The 22,248-nt window shown below is 32.6% G+C and carries 20 protein-coding genes and 1 riboswitch; of the genes, 16 read left to right on the top strand and 4 right to left on the bottom strand.

Going from position 1 to position 22,248, the window contains the following annotated elements; translation table 11 throughout:
• The first annotated feature begins 368 nt into the window (after nucleotides 1–368).
• From groES to CLVI_RS17255, 7 genes are all read left to right on the top strand, one after another.
• Nucleotides 369–653, top strand: coding sequence for a co-chaperone GroES (groES, locus tag CLVI_RS07720; RefSeq protein WP_106059545.1), 285 nt, complete (start codon nucleotides 369–371; stop codon nucleotides 651–653).
• A gap of 14 nt (nucleotides 654–667) precedes the next feature.
• Nucleotides 668–2,284, top strand: a complete 1,617-nt coding sequence (gene groL, locus CLVI_RS07725; protein WP_106059546.1) for a chaperonin GroEL — start codon at nucleotides 668–670, stop codon at nucleotides 2,282–2,284.
• A 138-nt stretch (nucleotides 2,285–2,422) separates the two neighbouring features.
• Nucleotides 2,423–2,821, top strand: coding sequence for a type II secretion system protein (locus CLVI_RS07730; RefSeq protein WP_106059547.1), 399 nt, complete (start codon nucleotides 2,423–2,425; stop codon nucleotides 2,819–2,821).
• 144 nt (nucleotides 2,822–2,965) lie between these two features.
• Nucleotides 2,966–3,063: riboswitch (purine riboswitch) on the top strand.
• 143 nt (nucleotides 3,064–3,206) lie between these two features.
• On the top strand, nucleotides 3,207–4,661 hold the full coding sequence (gene guaB / locus CLVI_RS07735; protein WP_106059548.1) for an IMP dehydrogenase: 1,455 nt from the start codon (nucleotides 3,207–3,209) through the stop codon (nucleotides 4,659–4,661).
• A 65-nt stretch (nucleotides 4,662–4,726) separates the two neighbouring features.
• Entirely contained in the window at nucleotides 4,727–6,259 is a 1,533-nt protein-coding gene (gene guaA, locus CLVI_RS07740) for a glutamine-hydrolyzing GMP synthase (RefSeq protein ID WP_106059549.1), read from the top strand.
• Between the two features lie 124 nt (nucleotides 6,260–6,383).
• Complete coding sequence (locus CLVI_RS07745; protein WP_106059550.1) at nucleotides 6,384–6,839, top strand: DUF5412 family protein; 456 nt, start codon at nucleotides 6,384–6,386, stop codon at nucleotides 6,837–6,839.
• A 123-nt stretch (nucleotides 6,840–6,962) separates the two neighbouring features.
• On the top strand, nucleotides 6,963–7,142 hold the full coding sequence (locus CLVI_RS17255; protein ID WP_146127312.1) for a hypothetical protein: 180 nt from the start codon (nucleotides 6,963–6,965) through the stop codon (nucleotides 7,140–7,142).
• A 35-nt stretch (nucleotides 7,143–7,177) separates the two neighbouring features.
• Here the strand turns inward: CLVI_RS17255 and wsfD are convergent, their stop codons facing one another.
• Nucleotides 7,178–8,641 carry a glycan biosynthesis hexose transferase WsfD gene (gene wsfD, locus CLVI_RS07750; protein WP_106059551.1) on the bottom strand — a complete coding sequence of 488 codons (1,464 nt, stop codon included), beginning with the start codon at nucleotides 8,639–8,641 and terminating at the stop codon, nucleotides 7,178–7,180.
• A 265-nt stretch (nucleotides 8,642–8,906) separates the two neighbouring features.
• On the opposite strand from wsfD, the gene CLVI_RS07755 reads away from it, so the two are divergent.
• Nucleotides 8,907–10,445 (top strand): glycosyltransferase, encoded by a 1,539-nt coding sequence (locus CLVI_RS07755; protein WP_106059552.1) that lies wholly within the window; start codon nucleotides 8,907–8,909, stop codon nucleotides 10,443–10,445.
• Between the two features lie 112 nt (nucleotides 10,446–10,557).
• On the opposite strand, the gene CLVI_RS17830 is transcribed toward CLVI_RS07755, so the two are convergent.
• The gene (locus tag CLVI_RS17830; RefSeq protein ID WP_242980615.1) at nucleotides 10,558–10,953 is read right to left on the bottom strand and encodes a hypothetical protein; all 396 of its coding nucleotides are present in this window, start codon (nucleotides 10,951–10,953) and stop codon (nucleotides 10,558–10,560) included.
• The gene (locus CLVI_RS07760) at nucleotides 10,950–11,930 is read right to left on the bottom strand and encodes a hypothetical protein (RefSeq protein ID WP_242980617.1); all 981 of its coding nucleotides are present in this window, start codon (nucleotides 11,928–11,930) and stop codon (nucleotides 10,950–10,952) included. The genes CLVI_RS17830 and CLVI_RS07760 overlap by 4 nt, the downstream gene beginning before the upstream one ends.
• 641 nt (nucleotides 11,931–12,571) lie before the next feature.
• Between CLVI_RS07760 and CLVI_RS17655 the strand changes: the two genes are divergently transcribed.
• From CLVI_RS17655 to CLVI_RS07795, 8 genes are all read left to right on the top strand, one after another.
• Nucleotides 12,572–12,736, top strand: a complete 165-nt coding sequence (locus tag CLVI_RS17655; protein WP_207655341.1) for a hypothetical protein — start codon at nucleotides 12,572–12,574, stop codon at nucleotides 12,734–12,736.
• A 415-nt stretch (nucleotides 12,737–13,151) separates the two neighbouring features.
• Complete coding sequence (locus tag CLVI_RS07765; protein ID WP_106059554.1) at nucleotides 13,152–13,895, top strand: phage replisome organizer N-terminal domain-containing protein; 744 nt, start codon at nucleotides 13,152–13,154, stop codon at nucleotides 13,893–13,895.
• Nucleotides 13,896–14,085: 190 nt separating this feature from the next.
• A complete protein-coding gene (locus CLVI_RS07770) occupies nucleotides 14,086–14,901 on the top strand; it encodes a Cof-type HAD-IIB family hydrolase (protein WP_106059555.1) in 816 nt (271 codons plus the stop codon).
• A 15-nt stretch (nucleotides 14,902–14,916) separates the two neighbouring features.
• Nucleotides 14,917–15,606 (top strand): response regulator transcription factor, encoded by a 690-nt coding sequence (locus tag CLVI_RS07775; RefSeq protein WP_106059556.1) that lies wholly within the window; start codon nucleotides 14,917–14,919, stop codon nucleotides 15,604–15,606.
• A complete protein-coding gene (locus tag CLVI_RS07780) occupies nucleotides 15,603–16,871 on the top strand; it encodes a HAMP domain-containing sensor histidine kinase (protein ID WP_106059557.1) in 1,269 nt (422 codons plus the stop codon). Before CLVI_RS07775 ends, CLVI_RS07780 begins: the two co-directional genes overlap by 4 nt.
• A gap of 151 nt (nucleotides 16,872–17,022) precedes the next feature.
• Nucleotides 17,023–17,781: an ABC transporter ATP-binding protein gene (locus CLVI_RS07785; protein WP_106059558.1), complete on the top strand. Its 759-nt coding sequence runs from the start codon at nucleotides 17,023–17,025 to the stop codon at nucleotides 17,779–17,781.
• 2 nt (nucleotides 17,782–17,783) lie between these two features.
• Nucleotides 17,784–20,117 (top strand): ABC transporter permease, encoded by a 2,334-nt coding sequence (locus CLVI_RS07790; RefSeq protein WP_106059559.1) that lies wholly within the window; start codon nucleotides 17,784–17,786, stop codon nucleotides 20,115–20,117.
• A gap of 211 nt (nucleotides 20,118–20,328) precedes the next feature.
• Nucleotides 20,329–21,687, top strand: a complete 1,359-nt coding sequence (locus tag CLVI_RS07795; RefSeq protein ID WP_106059560.1) for an MATE family efflux transporter — start codon at nucleotides 20,329–20,331, stop codon at nucleotides 21,685–21,687.
• A gap of 27 nt (nucleotides 21,688–21,714) precedes the next feature.
• Here CLVI_RS07795 and CLVI_RS07800 read toward each other — a convergent pair whose 3' ends face one another.
• The gene (locus CLVI_RS07800; protein ID WP_106059561.1) at nucleotides 21,715–22,032 is read right to left on the bottom strand and encodes a hypothetical protein; all 318 of its coding nucleotides are present in this window, start codon (nucleotides 22,030–22,032) and stop codon (nucleotides 21,715–21,717) included.
• Nucleotides 22,033–22,248 lie beyond the last annotated feature (216 nt).

The following is a 22,248-nucleotide window of genomic DNA, read 5'->3' on the forward strand; positions in this document are numbered from 1 at the left end:
TAAAATATTAATGGAGATATTATTGCAATTCTTAAAAGAAAGATTATACTCAATGGTTGCACCTACAATTACAGGGCAATTTAGAAAGAGGGTAGGTGGTCTTAAATAGAATTAGTTAGAAATAATAAGAGAAAATGAGCATATGAAAATTATATCGAGATAATGGGTTATAATTAAGATATACAGGGCAATAATATAAGAAGTAATATTTGAATATTATGGGTATAGGATATATGATAATTGTATTAGCACTCTTTAATAGCGAGTGCTAACAAAACTTATGAATAAGTTTTTAAATTAATATTCCTAACTTAAACCTAGTTGGGACAAATAGGGTACAATAAAAAATATATAAAGGAGGATTTAAAATGAATATTAAACCACTTGGAGAAAGAGTAGTAATTAAAAGATTAGAAGCAGAGGAAACTACAAAGAGCGGCATAGTATTAACAGGAGCGGCTAAAGAACAACCTCAGGAAGCAGAGGTAATCGCTGTAGGCCCTGGAGCTATTGTAGATGGCAAGAGAATTGAAATGGAAGTTAAGATTGGCGATAAAATTTTATATTCAAAGTATGCAGGAACTGAAGTTAAAGTTTCTGGAGAAGAGTATACTATCTTAAAGCAAGAAGATATATTAGCTATAGTTGAATAGGAGGAGAAGTAAAAATGGCAAAGATATTAAAATTTGGTGAAGAAGCAAGAAGAGCTATGCAAATAGGCGTAGATAAATTAGCAGATACAGTAAAGGTGACTTTAGGACCTAAGGGAAGAAATGTTGTTCTTGATAAGAAGTTTGGAACACCACTAATCACAAATGATGGTGTTTCAATAGCAAGAGAAATAGAATTGGAAGATCCATATGAAAACATGGGAGCTCAATTAGTTAAAGAAGTTGCAACAAAGACAAATGATGTTGCTGGGGACGGGACTACTACAGCTACTCTTTTAGCTCAAGCTATTATTAGAGAAGGTTTGAAGAATGTTACTGCAGGAGCTAATCCAATGTTAATTAGAACTGGAATTAACAAGGCGGTTAAAAAAGCTGTTGAAGAAATTCAAAGCATATCTAAGCCTGTATCTGGTAAAGAAGATATAGCAAGAGTAGCTGCTATTGCTGCCTCTGATGAAGAAATCGGTAAGTTAATTGCAGATGCTATGGAGAAAGTTGGAAATGAAGGCGTTATTACAATAGAAGAATCTAAGTCAATGGGTACTGAACTAGATGTAGTTGAAGGTATGCAATTTGACAGAGGATATGTATCAGCTTATATGTCAACTGATACAGAAAAGATGGAAGCAAATTTAGATAATCCATATATATTAATTACAGACAAGAAGATTTCAAACATACAGGAAATATTACCAATACTTGAGCAAATAGTTCAAGCTGGTAAAAAGTTGTTAATCATAGCAGAAGACGTTGAAGCAGAAGCAATGGCTACATTGATAGTTAATAAGTTAAGAGGAACATTTACCTGCGTTGGAGTTAAGGCACCTGGTTTTGGAGATAGAAGAAAAGAAATGCTTCAAGATATAGCTGTGTTAACTGGAGGCCAAGTAATTGCAGAAGAATTAGGTAGAGATCTTAAGGAAGTAACTTTAGATATGCTAGGCCAAGCGGATAGTGTTAAGGTTACTAAGGAAAATACTACTATAGTTAATGGTAAGGGAAATTCTCAATCTATTAAAGATAGAGTACAACAAATAAAAACTCAAATAGAAGAAACAACTTCTGAATTTGATAAAGAGAAGCTTCAAGAAAGATTAGCTAAGTTATCTGGTGGAGTTGCAGTTGTAAAGGTTGGAGCAGCGACTGAAACTGAACTTAAGGAAAGAAAGCTTAGAATAGAGGATGCTTTAAATGCAACTAAGGCAGCTGTTGAAGAAGGTATAGTGCCAGGTGGTGGTACTGCTTATATAAATGTAATAAATGAAGTTGCAAAGTTAACTTCCGATGTTGCAGATATACAAGTAGGTATAAGCATTATAGTAAGAGCATTAGAAGAACCAATGAGACAAATTGCAACTAATGCAGGTGTGGAAGCGTCTGTAATAGTAGAAAAGGTTAAAAGAAGTGAAGTTGGAATTGGATATGATGCTTTAAATGGAGAATATAAAAATATGATTAAAGCTGGTATAGTTGACCCAACTAAGGTTACAAGATCAGCACTTCAAAATGCTGCATCAGTAGCATCAACATTCTTAACAACTGAAGTTGCTGTAGTGGATATTCCGCAAAAGGAAGCTCCAATGCAAGCTCCAGGAATGGATGGAATGTACTAAAATACAATAAGTAAAGAGGCAAGAATTATTCTTGCCTCTTTTTTGATGCAATAAATCCTTATAGGACAAGATTATATAATTGTAGAATTATGGTTATAATTCAAATATATAATAAAATCTTATAAGGTGGTTAAATTAATGAATCTAACAAATAGAAAAGGAAAGAAACCCAAAGGAGGATTTACATTAGTAGAATTAATAGCAGTTCTTGCTATAATCTCTATATTATTTACTGTGTTTACTCCAAAAGTTGTAGGGTATATAAAGGAAGCTAAAAAGATAAAAGCATTAAGTGAAGTAAGACAAGTGGTGATGGCAGTAGATACATATAATATTAATGCAGTTACACCTATAGCAGATGGAACCAGCTTCACTAATATAATAAGTAAAATAGGAACTGAGATAGTGGATTGTACTAAAATTAATTCTATTACGGGAGATATAACCTATAGTAAAATGAAAGAACTGTTAGAAGGAGACAAGAGTTTTGTACTAAATGATAATGGTGAAATAAGTGATTCAGAAACAGATACTTAATATTATTAAATATATGTAGGGCGAAAAATATATTGATGATTGATATAGAGCTCTAATAGGCGAAGGAGTGCGAATAAAAATGCAATTTTACCTTCAAAGTCTATTGACTTTGATATTATGATACCTTATAATAAGTTTAATTTAATAAAATGCACATTTAAAACTCGTATATCCCCTGGATAAGGCAGGGAGTATCTAGCGGAAGCCGTAAATTTCCGACTATGAGTGAATTAATATACTAATATCTATCATATGTTATTGCGTATTAACTTCACTTTTGTAAGTTAATGTGCTTTTTTTATACAAAAAAATAAGTCGTAAAATGAATGTAATCCTGCAAAAAAAAATTAAATGAATGAAATATGTCAAGGGGGAGTGTGTTAAAATGGCAACAATATTAAAACAAGCATATACATTTGATGATGTATTGCTAGTACCTAACAAGTCAGAAATTTTACCAAGAGAGGTAACTTTAAAAACGAATTTAACAAAGAGCATAACTTTAAATATGCCTTTAATAAGTGCTAGTATGGATACAGTTACTGAGTCAAAAATGGCTATAGCTATAGCTAGAGAAGGCGGACTTGGAATTATACATAAGAATATGTCAATAGCAGAACAAGCTAAGGAAGTTGATAGAGTAAAGAGACAAGAAAATGGAGTAATTACAGATCCAATATTCCTATCACCGGAACATACATTAGCTGATGCAGAATATTTAATGGGACAATATAGAATTTCAGGTGTACCAATAACTGTAGATGGAAAGTTAGTTGGTATTTTAACAAATAGAGATACAACTTTTGAAACAGATTATACAAAGAAAATTAACGATGTTATGACAAAAATAAATTTGATTACAGCTCCAGAAAATACAACTTTAGAAGAAGCTAAAGAAATATTAAAAACTCATAAAATAGAAAAACTTCCTTTAGTAGATAAAGACGGCATGCTAAAAGGCCTAATTACTATAAAGGACATTGAGAAGACTAAAATATTTCCAAATGCAGCAAAGGATTATAAAGGCAGACTACTTTGTGGTGCAGCTGTAGGAATTACAGGAGACATGATGGAAAGAGTTGATGCTTTAGTTAAATCTAAGGTGGACATAATAACATTAGATACTGCCCATGGACATTCAAAGGGAGTACTCGATGCTGTTTCTGCAATCAAAGCAGCCTATCCAGAACTTCAAATTATAGTTGGTAATATTGCTACAGCACATGCTACAGAGGATCTAATTAAGGCTGGAGCAGATTGTGTTAAGGTAGGTATAGGACCAGGATCAATATGTACAACAAGAGTAGTTGCAGGTGTTGGGGTTCCTCAATTAACTGCTGTAATGGATTGTGTTGAAGTTGGAAGACGATATGGAGTTCCAATTATAGCTGATGGTGGTATTAAATATTCTGGAGATATAGTTAAGGCGTTGGCAGCTGGAGCAAGTGCTTGTATGATGGGTTCATTACTTGCTGGGTGTGAAGAAGCACCAGGAGAAATTGAAATATATCAAGGAAGAAGTTATAAGGTTTATAGAGGAATGGGATCCTTGGCAGCAATGGCTTGTGGTTCAAAGGATAGATATTTCCAAGAAGGAAATCAGAAACTTGTACCAGAAGGCGTTGAAGGTAGAATACCTTATAAGGGATCTATTACTGATACTATATTTCAACTTCTAGGGGGAATAAGATCAGGTATGGGATATCTTGGTTCAAAGGATCTTGAGACATTGTATCAAAGAGCAACATTTGTAGTTCAAACTTCAGCGGGACTTAGAGAAAGTCATCCTCATGATGTTAATATAACTAAAGAAGCTCCAAATTATAGCGTTAGTCAATAATTTGTTGTAAAATGATTCGAAATATAAGATAATAAATAAATAAAAAACAATTATTGGAGGACAACATGAAGAGAGAATTAGTTCTAGTTATTGACTTTGGTGGTCAATATAATCAATTAATTGCAAGAAGAGTAAGAGAATGCGGAATTTATTGCGAAATAATTCCATACACACATACATTAGAACAAATAAAAGAAAAAAATCCAAAAGGAATAATATTCACAGGTGGACAACACAGTGTCTATGGCGAAGATGCTCCAAGGATTGATAAAGAAATATTTAAAATTGGAGTGCCAATTTTAGGTATATGTTATGGAGATCAATTAATGGGTCATTTGCTAGGTGGAAAAGTTACAACAGCTCCAGTTGGAGAATATGGGAAGACTGAAGTTAATTTAGATTCTTCATCAAAGCTTTTTAAGGGTATAGATGAAAAGCAAATTTGCTGGATGAGTCATACTGACTATATAGCAGAAGCTCCAGAAGGATTTAAAATAATAGGTCATAATAAATCTTGTCCAGTAGCAGCAATGGAAAATGTACAGAAGAATTTATACGGAGTACAATTCCATCCGGAAGTTGAACATACACCTTTTGGACAAAAAATGCTTCAAAACTTCCTTCATGAAATTTGTGCTTTAGGCAATAGCTGGACTATGGCTAATTTTGCACAAGAAAAGATAAATGAAGTAAAGGCATTAGTTGGAGATAAGAAGGTTCTTTGTGCTTTATCTGGTGGAGTAGATTCATCAGTTGCTGCAATGATAGTACATAAGGCTATAGGGCATAACTTAACTTGTATCTTTGTAGACCACGGTTTATTAAGAAAGGACGAAGGAGATACTGTTGAAAGAGTATTTAAAAAAGAATTTGATATGAACATAATTAGAGTAAATGTTCAAGATAGATTCTTAGGTAAACTTGCAGGAGTTTCTGATCCTGAAACTAAGAGAAAGATTATTGGAGAAGAATTTATAAGAGTATTTGAAGAGGAAGCTAACAAGGTTGGAGACATTGATTATCTTGTTCAAGGAACAATATATCCTGACGTAGTTGAAAGTGGAACTAAAACATCAGCAACTATAAAGTCTCACCACAATGTTGGAGGACTTCCTGACGATATGACATTTGAACTTATAGAACCTTTAAGAGAATTATTTAAGGATGAAGTTAGAGCCGTTGGAGAGGAATTAGGAATAGCACATAAGTTAGTGTGGAGACAACCTTTCCCAGGACCAGGTCTTGCTATAAGAGTGCTTGGAGAGATAACTGACGAAAAGCTTGAAATAGTTAGAGAAGCAGATGCTATTTTCACAGATGAAATAGCTAAAGCTGGACTTGATGAAAAGATATGGCAATACTTTGCTTGTCTTCCAAACATAAAATCAGTAGGAGTTATGGGAGATGAAAGAACTTACTGTCACACAGTAGCTTTAAGAGCTGTAACTTCAAGTGATGCAATGACTTCAGAGTGGGCTAGAATACCTTATGAGGTGTTGGATATCGTTAGCAGAAGGATTGTTAATGAAGTTAAGGGAGTAAACAGAATTGTTTATGACATTACTTCTAAGCCACCTTCTACTATTGAATGGGAATAAGTGATAATCTGAATCAAACTAGATTTTCTAAATGTAATTAAATAAAAATATTTAAAAGGTAGCTATGATATATCTAAAAGTAGATGTGTCAGGGCTACCTTTTTTATTAAAGGTGGTAGCTTTAGTGAGAATTGGTAATCATAACTTGGACTCTTCCAAAAAGGTAGACTTGGAGGATGACATAGTAGCAGAAAAGAAAATAAAAAGTATCAAAAAAAGAACTTTTTTAGTAATTATAATAGCAATGTTAAGTGGCATTTTCTTATGCGGATATATTGGGAAAAAATATATAATAGAACCTTTAGATGAATTATTTAAATCAAGTGAAGAGTTTATTGCAGAATCATCTTCTTCTGATGGGAAATATGATATTCAGGCTTATCTTGTTAATGGGGGAGCAACTACTGATTGGGCTGTAGTGTGTTACTTGAATATTGGTGGTAGTAAGAAGAAGGAAACTATATATAATGATTATCATATTAACAAAGCTGAGATTAGCTGGGCTGATAAGGATACAGTTATTATTAATGGTCATGAAATAGATTTGCCTGATGGAAAATATGATTGGACAGAAAAATGAAGTAGTAAATGAAAGAAGATATCTAGATACGAGAATAAGGGAATTATTCTGTATATAGAAAAGCCAAGTAATAATAAAATAATTACTATTTATGTAAAATGTACCATTAGGTTCAGAGACAATATGTATTATGTGTGTAAAGAAAGTGGAGAAGATGGCTCATTTTGCAGTAGATGTTATGATGAATCCTTAAAATTAGTTAGAATGCATGATTTGGGTAATGGATTTCAATGCCCAATACATACCAATATATTTCTGCAGATACACGAGCAGGAAGAACAGAGTGAAGAAGTTTTATGGTAAATAAAAGCTTATATAAGGATAAGAAGTTATTATTACTACAATAACTTCCTATTTTTAATCCATTTAGAAATTAAGTTGCAAATCCATACTATCACAGTCCCTAAAAGAATATCATAGGATAGGCTTAATGAGAATAAATGTTTACCAGCATCTGCAAAACCGGACCCGAGTAGAGGAAGTACTAATTGAGAGGCACCGGAAGCAAGTAAAAATAGGAGTAATAAAGATAGCAGTTTAACTTCTTTCTTTTTAGTCTTAAGAAAATAGATTGTAATAATAATTAGATAAGACAAAGAAAAACCAATATATAAAAAGATGTTTCTATATAAATCTAAATGATTAACTATTAAATTATATCTAAATGTATTGATAAATTTATTTTCATAAGTGCTTCCTTTTATATAATTCTGATAATCTATAGGGGAAAAGGAATAAGCATAATTCGTAGAGGCAGTGATATTTATCCAAGCTCTTGAAGGATGGGTAATATAAAATTTAAGTATTTTTCCTAAGGAGATATTTGGATAAAATTCTTCAAGCATTTCATCACCTAGAGGGTCATATTCTAAGCTTTTATCATAAAACCCTGAACTGGTATTGCTAGCAAATTTAGGATTTAAACCTAAATCTTCTAAATCTTTTTCAGGATAATCTGAATTATATAGTATTCCAGTGAAGACTGATTGATAAATATTATTCTTACTAGTATAATCTCCTATAGAAATAAAGGTTAAACCACATAAAGATAAAACGAGGATTGTTGAAGTAAGAATTAGCTTTTTATATTTTTCGAAAAATACATATAAAGCAATATAAATTAACAACATAAATAATATTAGAGGTAATTGTTGGGTTTTAGATGTTAAAAAACAGGCAGAGGATATAAAGAAAAATATGAAATGTTTCTTTAAAGGCTCCTTTCTGCTAATTAGAAATAAAAAGCTTCCTATAGTTAAGAAAATGAAGGAGATGGTTGTCCCTTCCCCAAAGAAGGAATTAAAGTAGGAAATATAAATTCCGTCAGTAAAGAAAAGAATAATAAATATTCCACAAACAATTCTGGCGAAATTAGAAAATTTATCATATTTTAAAATAAAATATACTCCTAAAATAAAAATAATTGAATATAATGCTCCTAAGAAACGAATATCAAATAAACCTAAATTAGAGAAGTTAAAGATGAGGTTAAATAATAATGCTATTTTCCCAATCCAGCAACCCATGACCCAGTTTTCCCACCAGGGAGCTAAGTATCCAATGTTAATAAATTTGAATGTTTGGTGAAAGTAGGAATCATATTGTTCTTCATAGGTAGATCCCATATCTGCGAGGCCAAAGAGCTTGTACATTCTACCGAAATCACCATTATCAGCTTTGCCAATGGCTGGGGTTAATACTAAACAGTAAAACAATATTAATGTTAGTATTGATAATATTGAAAATATGATTAGCTTTTTCTTAGTAATTGTATTTTTAAAATGAATTATTTTTTTATTCATATAAATTTCTCCTTTTATAATTAAAGTAATAATGTTGCATGGTAATTTTAACATAAAATTACAGGGGATTAATTAAATTAGTAAATATGTAAGGAATTATTAAGGAAAAAGATGTTTGGTACATGAAAGAAAAATTTTTCCAATATTTAATTGAGTGTTTGCTTTTGTATAAAGGCTACCTTTCATAACTTACCTCAAATCACTTTCTACATTTATTTATCATACTATAAGTTTATGTATGTAGATATTTTAAAGGGGGATGAACATGTCATCAAATAATACTCCGTTATTAGTAATTCATCTATTTGTTTCAAGGAAGAATTCATGGGATGGATTTGAAGAAATGTTAAAAAGACTTGATGAAGCCGGCATCACGGTGAAACAGTATGAACCTGATGATGCATTATTAAATATAAATCCTAAAAATCCTCGTGTATATGTTTCATTGGGAGCAAGAGAAGAACAATTTACAACATTGTATAACTTACCCTATCATGAGAGAAAACGTTGGTTACATTATAAATCTCCAGCAGATATTCATCCAGATCATTTATTTTACTGTTGGCTCAAACTGACGGATCCCCTCCCTGAAAATAAAACAATACCAGAGACTAATTTTTCTTCTGACACTCCATTGGTGTCAATTTTCACAGCTGCCTACAAATCCAAAAAAAAAATCCAACGTCCTTACCGTTCTCTATTGAATCAGACCTATCCCAATTGGGAATGGGTGATTGTAGATGATTCCGGTGATGAAGATGCCACATATAATCAAGATTTATTAACTCTAGATGACCCTCGTGTGAGAAGATATCGCCAAGATTCGCGAAGTGGATATATTGGGTCAATTAAACGGTATGCAGCAGGTCTATGTACAGGGGATATTTTAGTAGAAGTAGATCATGATGATGAGCTAACTCCTAACTGTTTAGAGAAAATAGTCTATGCATTTCAGAAGCATCCTGAATGCGGTTTTGCATTTGGGGATTGTACAGAGGTGTATGTAGAGAGCAATCGCGAACATTGGTATGGTTGGGATTGTGCCTTTGGATATGGTGTGTATTATCGAGTTTGGGTGAATGAAATGAATCGATGGCAAAATGTACTAAGAAACACTGTCATAAATGCAAGTGCCATACGTCATTTAGCTGGTTTGCCAAATCATCCTCGTGCATGGACTAAAGAGTGTTATCATCTGCTTGGGGGCCATCGTGAAGAACTATTAGTCGCTGATGATTATGACCTGTTAGTTCGATCATTTCTTTGCACTAAGTATGTAGCCGTTCCTGATTTACTCTATATACAATATAGGAATGAAAATGGGGATAACTCTACTTTTAGTAGGAATAATCAGATACAAATCCTGGTAAAAGAACTAAACAGTTATTATGGTGAAAGAATTCATGAAAGAGTGAAACAATTGGGGTTACCAGAGTATGTTCCATATAGTCGTGTATGGGAGATAACGACAGATAATCCTGAACGTAAATCTGTCCATATAATTAATGAAGATTCATCAAGAGTTTCAATGTTGTTTCCTATTCCACACTCTTGTCCTTTAGTTAATCATAACCAATTATTTGACACCATTAAAAATGGCATAGAAACCAATTTTAGAGATTTGGAAGTAGTGGTTGTAGGGCGTATTCCTGAAGAAATTGAGACTTTTGCATCCATGGCACCTTTGGGAGCAATCCGATGGTGGCCGATGGAGCCTAAGGATTCATTAGAAAGTTGTATCCAGTATGCCAAGTTTTGTTCTTCATGTAAGGAGAAAGTGATTGTGCTGCCAGAAATTAACTAGAATGATTAGAGCATCACTATTGGTTACTTGAAGGTATAATATATATAAGAACAGAGTGTCAACTTTATCGACACTCTGAGTCATTATTAAGCATGACTTTTTTATACTATTATTAAAGAGTAAATAAGATTGTAACTGATACACCATTTTCTAAAGCTGCACTACTACCAGTTCTGGTAATTTGTACAGATAATAGGTTGCATTGATTAACTGGAAGACTAGCGGCTATAAAATTACAACAGTTTGGAGTTGTTGAGTTATTTGGCCCTGTTACCGTTGCTATAATTCCAGTACCTGCAAAACTAATTCCGCAATTTGTGCTTCTAATAATTTGGGCCGATACTGTTTGAGTTGAAGTTAAAGGTTCATCACGAACATTTAAAACAAGGCCTGTAATAGTTGCATTCTGTGGTACGACTATAGTATTTCGTATAAAACTAGTTGATGTGGTTCCTAGTCCAACGAAATCATTAGCGGTAACTGGAAAGGCTGCTAAATAAAGGGTCATGGCTCCTGCACCTTGAGCTCCTTGAGGTCCTTGAATACCTTGAGGTCCTTGAGCACCTTGAGGTCCTTGAACACCTTGAATACCTTGAGCACCTTGAGGTCCTTGAATACCTTGAGGTCCTTGAACACCTTGAGGTCCTTGAGCACCTTGAGGTCCTTGGGAACCTTGAATGCCTTGAGCACCTTGAGGTCCTTGAATACCTTGAGGTCCTTGAACGCCTTGAGCACCTTGAGCACCTTGAGGTCCTTGGAAACCTTGGATACCTTGAGCGCCTTGAGGTCCTTGAATACCTTGAGGTCCTTGAGAACCTTGAGGTCCTTGAACGCCCTGAGGTCCTTGAGCACCTTGAGGTCCTTGAACACCTTGAAGTCCTTGAGCACCTTGAGGTCCTTGAGCACCTTGAGGTCCTTGAATACCTTGAGGCCCTTGAACGCCTTGAGCGCCTTGAGGTCCTTGAACACCTTGAGAACCTTGAGGTCCTTGAGAACCTTGAGGCCCTTGAATACCTTGAGCCCCTTGAACACCTTGAGGTCCTTGAGAACCTTGGGCACCTTGAGCACCTTGAGCACCTTGAGCACCTTGAGCACCTTGAGCGCCTTGAGCGCCTTGGGCACCTTGAGCACCTTGAGAACCTTGAGAACCTTGGGCTCCTTGAGCACCTTGGGCTCCTTGAGCACCTTGAGCGCCTTGAGCGCCTTGAGCGCCTTGAGCGCCTTGAGCGCCTTGAGCGCCTTGAGCGCCTTGAGCGCCTTGAGCGCCTTGAGCACCTTGAGCACCTTGAGCACCTTGAGCGCCTTGAGCGCCTTGAGCACCTTGAGCACCCTGAGCACCTTGAGCGCCTTGAGCGCCTTGAGCGCCTTGAGCTCCCTGAGGACCTTTAGGGCCTTGAGGACCTTTAGGACCCTGAGGACCCTGAGGACCTTGAGGCCCTTGAGGACAGTGCTTTTTACATTTATAGCTGTCATTATCACATTCATCGTATTTATCAGGCTTGTCAAAATAATCGCAACCGCTCCAGAATGTCCTTTCTTTGTATTCTTCATCTGTTTCATGTGTTCGTGAATTTTGTGGTTTTTCTTGGTAATAAAAACTCATTATTTATACCTCCATTATTACTTTGCTTTCATTACATAATATGAGTAATTACAACAATTGTTACTTTTTAGCGCTTTTAGAAATATTTTAGTGTTAACATTTTTCCGAAAAAGTAGTTATGATATATAATTTGGTATATATCGTGATTACCTTCTTTATATTTTCACTATAATTTTAGAGGTATTCTAAAGGCTCTATGTGGTAAAATAGCTACCGTAGCGACAAAAGAGATATTATGTAGAAGGCATTAAAAATGGAGAAATATCTGTATATCAGTTGATGAGCTACATAAGGAATATAGTTAAGAATAATTGAAATTGTCACTCTAATTTTAAAAGCCCATAGTAATTGTAAATTGCAACTTAAAGTTTACAATAAGCAACAGTATGTTGGTACTAATATAGAAGCGCTTGTGATAACTTAATATCAAAAGGTTAAGGGGGAGAAAATATGTGTTTTTCAAGTAAGTTACAATCAATAAGAAAAGAAAAAGCACTCTACTACTTTAAACAATATAAATATTATGGAAGCAATTAAACAATTTTATAATAATCTATCAGTAAAGCAGCAACAGATAGGTATAATCTTTTTTATTGTAATAGGTATTGGAATTATAGCTTCAATGTTTAATTCATTGATTGGTATTGGAGAACATATTGGAAAAGGAATTTACTATTTATCTCATTGATATCCTATTGAGAATAAACCAATATAAAACTTTGAAATAAAAAATAAAGTATAAGCCACAAATATGCAAAATTGAAATAAGTTAAGTTTGAATAAATAATAAGTCTACAATCCTTATAAAATAAAGGGTTGTAGACTTTTACTTTTTCTTTTGTTCATGTGCAGGAAAGTATGAATCTTTTTTATTTTCTGTAAAATCCAATTAAAAAGAAATCCGACTCGTATTAACTGGCTGGATAAGTTCAAGTTGCCAAATATAAAAGCCTTTGCAAAAAACTTGTAGAAATTTAATGGAAAAAAATCATTCAATTTACTGTAATAATATTAAGTAAAGCATATATCTAAAGTAGAAAGACAATAGAAAAAATTAATCCGTGTACACGCGAGTACACGAGATATCATTAGGAGTGATTATTATGAGACAAAGGAAAGTCGTAAAAATAAGAATTGATATGTATGACGGTATAAAATTAAAAATAATTGATACAAGGCCAGAAAGGGATCTTATTCAGTATATTTGGAGTAGACTTATAAATTTAGCTGGTAAGGTTAATTTGGAAGGCGATTTATATATGTCAAAAAACATGCCATATACTATTGAAACCTTAGCAATAGAATTTAATAGAGACTGTAGACAAATTAAGTTAGCCCTAGATACATTTATAGAATTAGAAATGGTTGAACTTAATGAAGTTAATGTTTATAGAGTTAAGAATTTTGCGAAACATCAAAACATTAAAGTGCAAGAAAAAATAAAGTCTAAAGATGAAGAGGTAAAAAATAAGGAAATAGTGGTAAAAGAAGATCTGAAAAAAGAGATATATGATAATGAAAATCAAGAATCTGAAAATAAAATAGGTCAAAATGAAGTTGAAGTTGTTAAACCCCAGGCTAAAGATAACTTAGAAAGTAATAATAGTAACAAAGTTGATAATATGAGTAAGGACAAGACTCATAATAAGTCACAAGATAAAATTCCTATGCGGTTGGAAACTAATAAAAATAAGAGGATAAATAAAAAGAAGGAAAAAGAGAAAATCCCTGATATCGGTGGGGAAGAAAATGTTGAAGATAATGATATGGTTACTTTTGAAGATTATGATGAGAATAAACCTTTAGGTAAAGGTGAGACTTTAGTTAGTCACTTCGTGGTCTTTTAGATAGTAATTATTATAGTAGAATTTTCTGTGTGTATAGAGAATTTATAGTCTTAAAATGATATGATTTATAAAAGAGCTTATATGAAGACGTGTTTTCAGATTGTTATGTATGAAGAGATCTATTCAAGTAAGGATAATTGATAAAATAGAGTAGTAGCGAAACAAAAGAATAAAGAAAGGAAAAGTATATATGTATAAATTAATATTATCAGATTTAGATGAAACGTTATTGGTGAATCATCATGTTCCTATTGAAAATGTACAAGCTATAAAAAAAGCAAGGGAAAAAGGCATAAAATTTGTTCCAGCAACTGGGAGAGCATTTAATATGATTCCACAAATACTAGATGAAATTGATGCTTATGATAAAGAAGGGGAATTTTCCATTTGTTTTAATGGTGCATTAATTGTTGAAAATAAAGATAATCGTATTTTAAATTTCAATGGGATTTCTTTTGAACAAACAAATAAATTATTTAAATTATCAAAGAATTATGATGTCTGCGTATTAATATTTACAATGGATATGTGCTATATTTATAATGCAAATTCTGATGAAGTAGAACGTAAAACAGCTCAAAAAGCGCCGTTTAAGGTAATGGAAGTAGATAATATTGATTTCTTAAAGGGTGATAAAATTGCTAAGATTTTATACGAGAAAAAAGATGTCGTCTATTTGAAATCTATTGAAAATGATTTGCAAAAAGATATTGAGAAATTAAAAGTTTGTGCTAGTTATTCATCAAATCGTTATTTGGAATTCAATACACTAGGTATTGATAAAGGATTTGGACTTAGGTGGTTAGCTAATTATTTAGATATAGATACAGAAGATACGATTGCAATTGGTGATAATTATAATGATGAAAAGATGATTCAAGCGGCAGGCTTAGGGGTTTGTGTAACTTGTGCAGCAGATGATTTAAAAGCACAAGCAGATTATGTAACCAAACATGATTATGATCAAGGGGCAGTAAAAGAAGTTATAGAAAAATATGTACTATAAGGAAGGAGTGTACACATGCATTACAATTGTTTGATTGTCGATGATGAAAAAGAATTGGCAGAAAATACAAGCGAATATTTTAACATGTTTGATGTGAGCACTGAATATGTAACTGAAACCTCGGAATGCTTGGCTTTTTTAGAGAAAAATTCAGTGGATTTAATTTTACTGGATATTAATCTAGGAGGTTCCTCTGGATTTGAATTGTGTAAAAAGCTTCGTGAAAGTTTAGATGTCCCAATTATATTTATTAGTGCGAGAAGTAGTGATGATGATGTATTAATTGCTTTAAATATAGGAGGAGACGATTATATCAAAAAGCCGTATACATTAAGTGTTGTACTGGCAAAAGTTAGAGTTGTTTTAAAAAGGTATCAGAATACTGTTTCGAAACACACAGAAGATAACTATGAAAATGAGAATCTGAGGGTTGATTATAAACTTGGAAAGATCTTTGTAAATAAAAAAGAAGTTTTGTTAAAAGCAATGGAATATAAGCTCTTTATTTATTTAATTCAAAATAAGGGAAGGATTATCCCAAAGGAAGAACTATTTGAAAATGTATGGAAGGATATTATAACAGGAGATGGAACCTTGAATGTACATATAAGGCATTTGAGGGAAAAGATAGAAATGGATCCAAACGCACCGGCACGTATTAAAACTGCCTGGGGACGAGGATATATTTATGAGGATTTATCATGAATATTAAGAAAATAGTAATTAGCATAATTGGTGTATTCCTGTGCCTTGGCATTGCTTTAGGCTTGACTTTGAATCATATTTCCACGGATGAGCTCCATATTACTGATGTGAATGATGTATTGATGACAGCAGAAACAAATTGGTATTTGGATTTAGAAGAAGCGTTTGACAGTGGTAAAGATTATGGATTTGACTTTGTTATTGTAGATAATAATGATAATGTCATGATGACATCATCAGAAGGATTGAATGAAAAGTTACAGGAGGCCATAAAAAAACAGGATACCATTGTTGATATTGATATTGATAGAAAAACAGTTGGGAAATTAATTATTTATAATAATACTCAAAATCAAATACAGGAAGTGAAAAATAAGATATTACTTTGCCTTTTGGTTAGTTTTATTATTTTGATTGGAATAACGGCATCATATATGATTTATCTTAACCAGAGAATTATTAAACCCTTTCATAAACTTAACAGGTTTGCAGGGAATGTAGCAGCGGGGAACCTGGATATACCCCTTGACATGGATAGAGGTAATGTTCTTGGGGCATTTACTCAAAGTTTTGATATTATGCGTGAAGAACTTATGAAAGCTAGAGAAAGTGAAAGAAAAGCAAATGAAAGTAAAAAAGAACTTGTTGTATCTTTAAGCCATGATATTAAGACACCCCTTGCTTCCATTAAAGTAATTGCAGAACTTATGGCAGTACAGGCAACTGAGGTGAGACAACAGGAAAAACTGAATACCATTTGGAAAAAGGCAGATCAAATCGAATTGCTAACGACTAACTTATTCAACAGCACATTGGAAGAACTTAGCGAGCTGAAGGTTGTGCCAACAGAAGAAGAGAGTAACGTTTTAAGAGATATGATAGATGGTGCTGACCATAATCATAAGGTAAAGGCATTTATAATTCCAGACTGTATTATCCTATGTGATAAAATTCGTATGCAGCAAGTTCTTGATAATATTATTAGCAATTCATATAAATATGCGGAGACTCAAATTGAGATTACTCTTGAATTAAAAGATGGATTTTTACAGATACATATTCATGATGATGGAGACGGTGTAAGTGAAGAGGAAATCCTGTTTGTTATGAGGAAATATTATAGAGGCAAAAACGGTGAAGGAAAGACTGGTTCTGGCATTGGATTATATGTTTCAAAATACTTCATGGAAAAAATGGAGGGCGAATTAGTTCCTGAAAATACGGTAAAAGGATTCTTGATTACGATTTTTTTAAAACTGGCTTAAGAAACTTAATAATGGAGAGCCTTTACCCCGAATGTGTAAAGGTTTTTTCTTTAAACATATTAATTAAGGATTAATTAAGGATTGGATAAAGACCGTTAAGGATGTGAAATGGTACAGTAAAAGCATCAGAAAAAGGCGGAGGTATAATTAAATGCAAAATAGAATTTTATATACGGATAAATTATGTAAGACATTTTCAAATGGTGGCGTACAGCAGCACATTTTAAAAAATCTAGATGTGGAGATTTATGAAGGAGATTTTACGGTTATTATGGGATCTTCAGGAGCAGGAAAATCCACATTAATGTATTCACTTTCAGGAATGGATAAACCAACACTGGGAAAAATATATTTTTCTGGGGAAGAAATTTCAAAATATTCAGAGGATAAACTTGCTATTTTTAGAAGGAAAAACTGTGGATTCGTTTTTCAACAGTTATATTTGTTAGATAAAATGAGCTTATTAGATAATGTTTTGACAAGTGGACTCCTTGTTAATAAAAATAAAAAAGAGCTAGTGGAACGCGCAAAAGAACTGTTCGAAAAAGTAAATATTCCAGAGATAACACAGGCAAAGTTTTCTTCGCAAGTTTCTGGTGGTGAGGCGCAGAGAGCCGGAATCGTAAGAGCTTTAATTAATAAACCGACTGTTATATTTGCAGATGAGCCAACAGGGGCATTGAATTCTAATAATTCAGGTGCAGTATTAGATGTTATGACGGATGTAAATAATGATGGACAGAGTATTGTCATGGTTACTCACGACATTAAGTCAGCCTTGCGTGGTAGCAGAATAATATATTTAAAAGATGGAGTTGTTTGTGGAGAATGTATACTGGAAAAATATGTAGGTGAAGATGTAAAACGTCGAGAAAAACTGGATGCATTCTTAAAAGAGATGGGGTGGTAAGAATGGAGAAACTTCGTATCTTAGCATTTAATCAGATTCGTAAAAACAAAGGGCAGTTTATATCCTTTGGATTAATTCTTATACTTGCAGCCAGTATATTTCATCTAGGGGTTATAACAGAACTTAATTTTGGAAAGTCTTTCGATGAAAAATGGGAAAAATTGAATGCTGCTGATATTTTTGTAACAATGATGAAGTATGATTACCAGGATGAATTTTTAGATAGAGTTAAAAAGATAGATGGTGTTTCTCAGGCAGAAACCAGAGATTGTATTTTAATGAACGGTTCAGTGAAGTATAGTGGTAATGAAATGAACATGCCTAATGTATTTTATAATATGGATGATGAATATACCTTCAATGAATTAAGTATTCAGGGAGATTCGGATGAATCGGTAACAAATCCTATTTATTTGTCTTATTGGATGAAGGCAGGAGGAGGTTATGGTATTGGGGATGAATATAACTATAAAGTTGAAGATACAAACTATACTTTTACAGTTGCAGGTTTTGTAGAAGATATATTATATGGAACAAGGAGTCTTTTAATTACAGGTGTTTATCTGCCGGAAGATAGTTATAGAAAATTAGATAACCAGGTTGATGTTTCACAAAAGGCTATAACGGTGTCAGCAAAAGCGGAGAATATTTTAGATAGCAGGGAAATTTCTTCGAAAGTATCAGACCTTATAAATGGAAAGATGCAGGGATCTTATTTCAGCAGCTATTATGATGTATGCAAACAGTCAAGAACCATGTTAGCTAATATGGAAGCTTTGATATTCATTGCATTTGCCATGTTGATTGTTATTGTAAGCCTTTTGGTAAGTAATTTCAGAATCAATAATAGCATTGAGGAAGAAATGCAGAATATGGGAGCATTAAAGGCATTAGGTTATACAGGAAAACAGATTATTCTTGTTATGATTACCCCTTATATTGGCATTGGGGCTATAACAATTGTATTAGGTTCCATCTTGTCTTATGGATTACTTCCTGCATTGGAATCGTCTTTTAATTCTCAGACTGGTTTGATTTGGATACAGGGGTTTTCTTTTTCAGCATTATTAGTTACTGTAGCATTTATATTGGGTATGATTGCAACTATTTCTTATTTATCTGCAAGAAAAATCAAAAAGCTGAAGCCTATTGAAGCACTTCGAGGAGGTATAGCAACTCATAACTTTAGAAAAAATCATTTTCCTATAGAAAAAACAAAAGGAAATGTAAACTTTATTCTTGCTCTTAAAAATCTATGTGGAAATGTGAGACAAAATATTCTTTTATTTGTAGTAATTGTTGCAGTTACTTTATCAACTATTTTTGCAGGTACTATGTTTTATAATTCAGTTATTAAAACAGAAGTATTTATGAAGGCAATTACAGAAGAAATGCCTTCAGTAAGTTTATCATTTGCTAATGGGGATAATGAAATAGTGAAGTCAGACATTGAAAATATGTCAGAAGTAAAGCAGGTGCTATATTATAATGAGGATAATGCTATTTTTGAAGATGAAAAATTACCCTTATTTATTACTGAGGATTATTCTCTTATGGATAATGACATTTGCTATGAAGGAAGGAATCCCATTCATGAAAATGAAATTGCACTAGGAAGTACAACTGCAAAAAATTCCAGCCTTACAGTTGGAGACACCATAACCTTATCTTATGGTGGTAATTCTTCAAAGTATTTAATTACAGGATTAATTCAGTCGGTAAATTATAATGGAGAAGCGGCAGAGATAACAGAAAAAGGCTTTAAGCAAATCAATGAAAAATTTGACCCCACCAATTTATATGTATATCTTAATGATGAGAGCGAGACTGGGGACTTCATAGATGAAATGACAGAAAAGTATAACAATAATATTGTAGGAAGTATGGATTATGTGAAATCTGCAGACAGTGCAATAGGAGTCTTTGTAAATGTCATTGGGATTATGTGCGGAGTAATTTTATTGGTTACTGCTTTGCTTGTAGTTATGATTCTATATTTGCTAATTAAGACAGTTATAGTACGCAAAAAAGAGGAAATGGGTATTTTAAAATCTATGGGATATACCACGAGGCAATTAATCTTTCAGACAGCACTTAGTTTTATGCCCACAACATTTGTAGCAACACTAATTGGCTCCTTGATAGGTTTTAGATATATGAATTCAATTTTAGCAGTTTTGTTAAGCGGACTTGGTATCATGAAAATCAGTTTTAGCATACCAATAGCTATGTTAATAATTATTGTAGTAGGACTTCCTGTATTTGCATTCCTGATTTCAGTAATGCTATCCAGAAAAATCAAATATATATCTGCATATTCGTTAATTAAAGAATAGTAGATTTATCAAGTGTAAGATTAACTGAAAATATGTGGATAAAGAATACCATAAATTTTATACCTTAAATTTAAAAAGAATCTCTATGATAATTTAATTTTTGAAATCATAGAGACTCTTTTTATTTTTTGTGATTTAAGATGTATAATGTAGATACTATAGATGAAAATAACTTTAAAAGGGTTATTAAGAAAAGAGATGCTATTTAATAATGATTATTAGAAGAAATGTTTTGCGATTGGCTATACCATTAATGGTAGAACAATTATTTATTATACTCTTAGGAGTATGTAATACAATGATGGCTGGTTATATTGGAGAAGAGGCCATGGCAGCTATAGGTATGGTTGATTCAATGAACAACGTATTTATTTCTGTTTTTGCATCCTTGTCAGTTGGAGCAACCGTTGTAGTAGCACAACATATTGGGAAAGATAATGGCGGCAAAGTAAATGAGACTGTAAAACAAGCATTAGTATCTGGTATTATTTTAGCTGCTATAATAACTTTATTGATGTGGGTATTTAGAGAAACTTTAATTAACTCATTTTATGGGTCTGCAACAGAATTAGTAAAACAATATGCTAAAATATATATTGAATTCACTCTATTAACATATCCGTTTATTGCAATAGAGCAAATTTCAGTTGGAATATTAAGAGGTTGTGGCGATGTGAAAACACCAATGTACATAACAATCTTTATGAATATTATTAATTTGATATTAGGTTTTATTTTAATTATTGGATTGAATATTAATATTTTAGGCATAAATATACATATAGAATCTTTTGGTATACTGGGTGCAGCACTTGCTATAGGAATTGCGAGACTAATAGGCACAATTATAATTTTATTTATATTAATAAAAGGTACGACTTATATAAGATTAAGAAAGGTATTCCCATTTAAATTTAAAACCGAAATACAAAAAAGTATATTTAATATTGGGATACCAGCTGGAGTTGAACAAGTACTCTTTAATGCAGGGAAATTTATAGTTCAGATATTTATAGTTACTATGGGAACTACATCAATTGCATCTAATACTATAGGTATGTCTATCGCATCCATGATAAATGTATTAGGAAATTCTTTTGCGCTAGCGGCTATAACATTAGTTGGACAATATGTAGGCAGAGGTGATATAAAGGGAGCAAAGAATACTTTAATATATTTAACCAAATTTTCCACAGTATGCATAGTGATATTAGGTATTATTGTGCTTCCAATAGCACCCTTTTTGGCGTCGTTATATTCAGATAATAGTGAGATAATAGCACTCTCAGCAAGGCTAATCAGGGCAGATAGCATAGCTATGATAATTTGGCCAATATCATTTGTATTATCAGCAGGACTTAAAGGTGCTGGGGATACAAGATATACTATGGTCACAGCCATTATTGGTATGTGGATATTTAGAATATTTATAGGATATGTATTAGGAGTTGTACTTAAATTTGGAGTATTAGGCATTTGGATAGGAATGTTTTCAGATTGGCTTGTTAGAGGAATAATGTATAGTGTAAGACTTAGGGGAGATAAGTGGATTAAGCATAGAATTCAATAAAATAAAAAGACACTATAAAAAGTGTCCTTAAGCGATAAATACTTCTCCGTTACCGACTATTACAATTCTGTATTCAGGTTTAAGAGGTAGCAAATTGTATTTTTCTGAATTCGGATCTAATCGTATAGATTGTATTGTAAGTTGATGCTCATCAAAAAGGAGCAGGTAAACATTATCTTTAGGGGAAATATTTTTAATCGTATAACGATTAGTTGGTGAAAAATTAAAATCAGCTGCTTTATAAACTCCTTCTTTAAAGGCATTAGCTTGATTTTTAGGCTGTGCTCTAACTATATTAAATGATAAACATAATATTACTAATAATAAAATACTGAATTTCTTCATTAACTATCACCACCTTTTAACTTTATTATGCCTGATAAAGTTCATAATATTCAGCAAAAAGGTTGCAAGAGGTATAAAAATACAGATTGATAGTTAGAGTATAATTTTAGTAGGCAAAGGTAGCAAAAAAATAAAGGAGATGTAAAAACATCTCCCCAATACATAAATTATCCATTATAATTTTATTGCTAAGATAAAAAGAATGGAGTTGGATTT

The organism is Clostridium vincentii, from assembly GCF_002995745.1.
Taxonomy (GTDB): Bacteria; Bacillota; Clostridia; order Clostridiales; family Clostridiaceae; genus Clostridium; species Clostridium vincentii.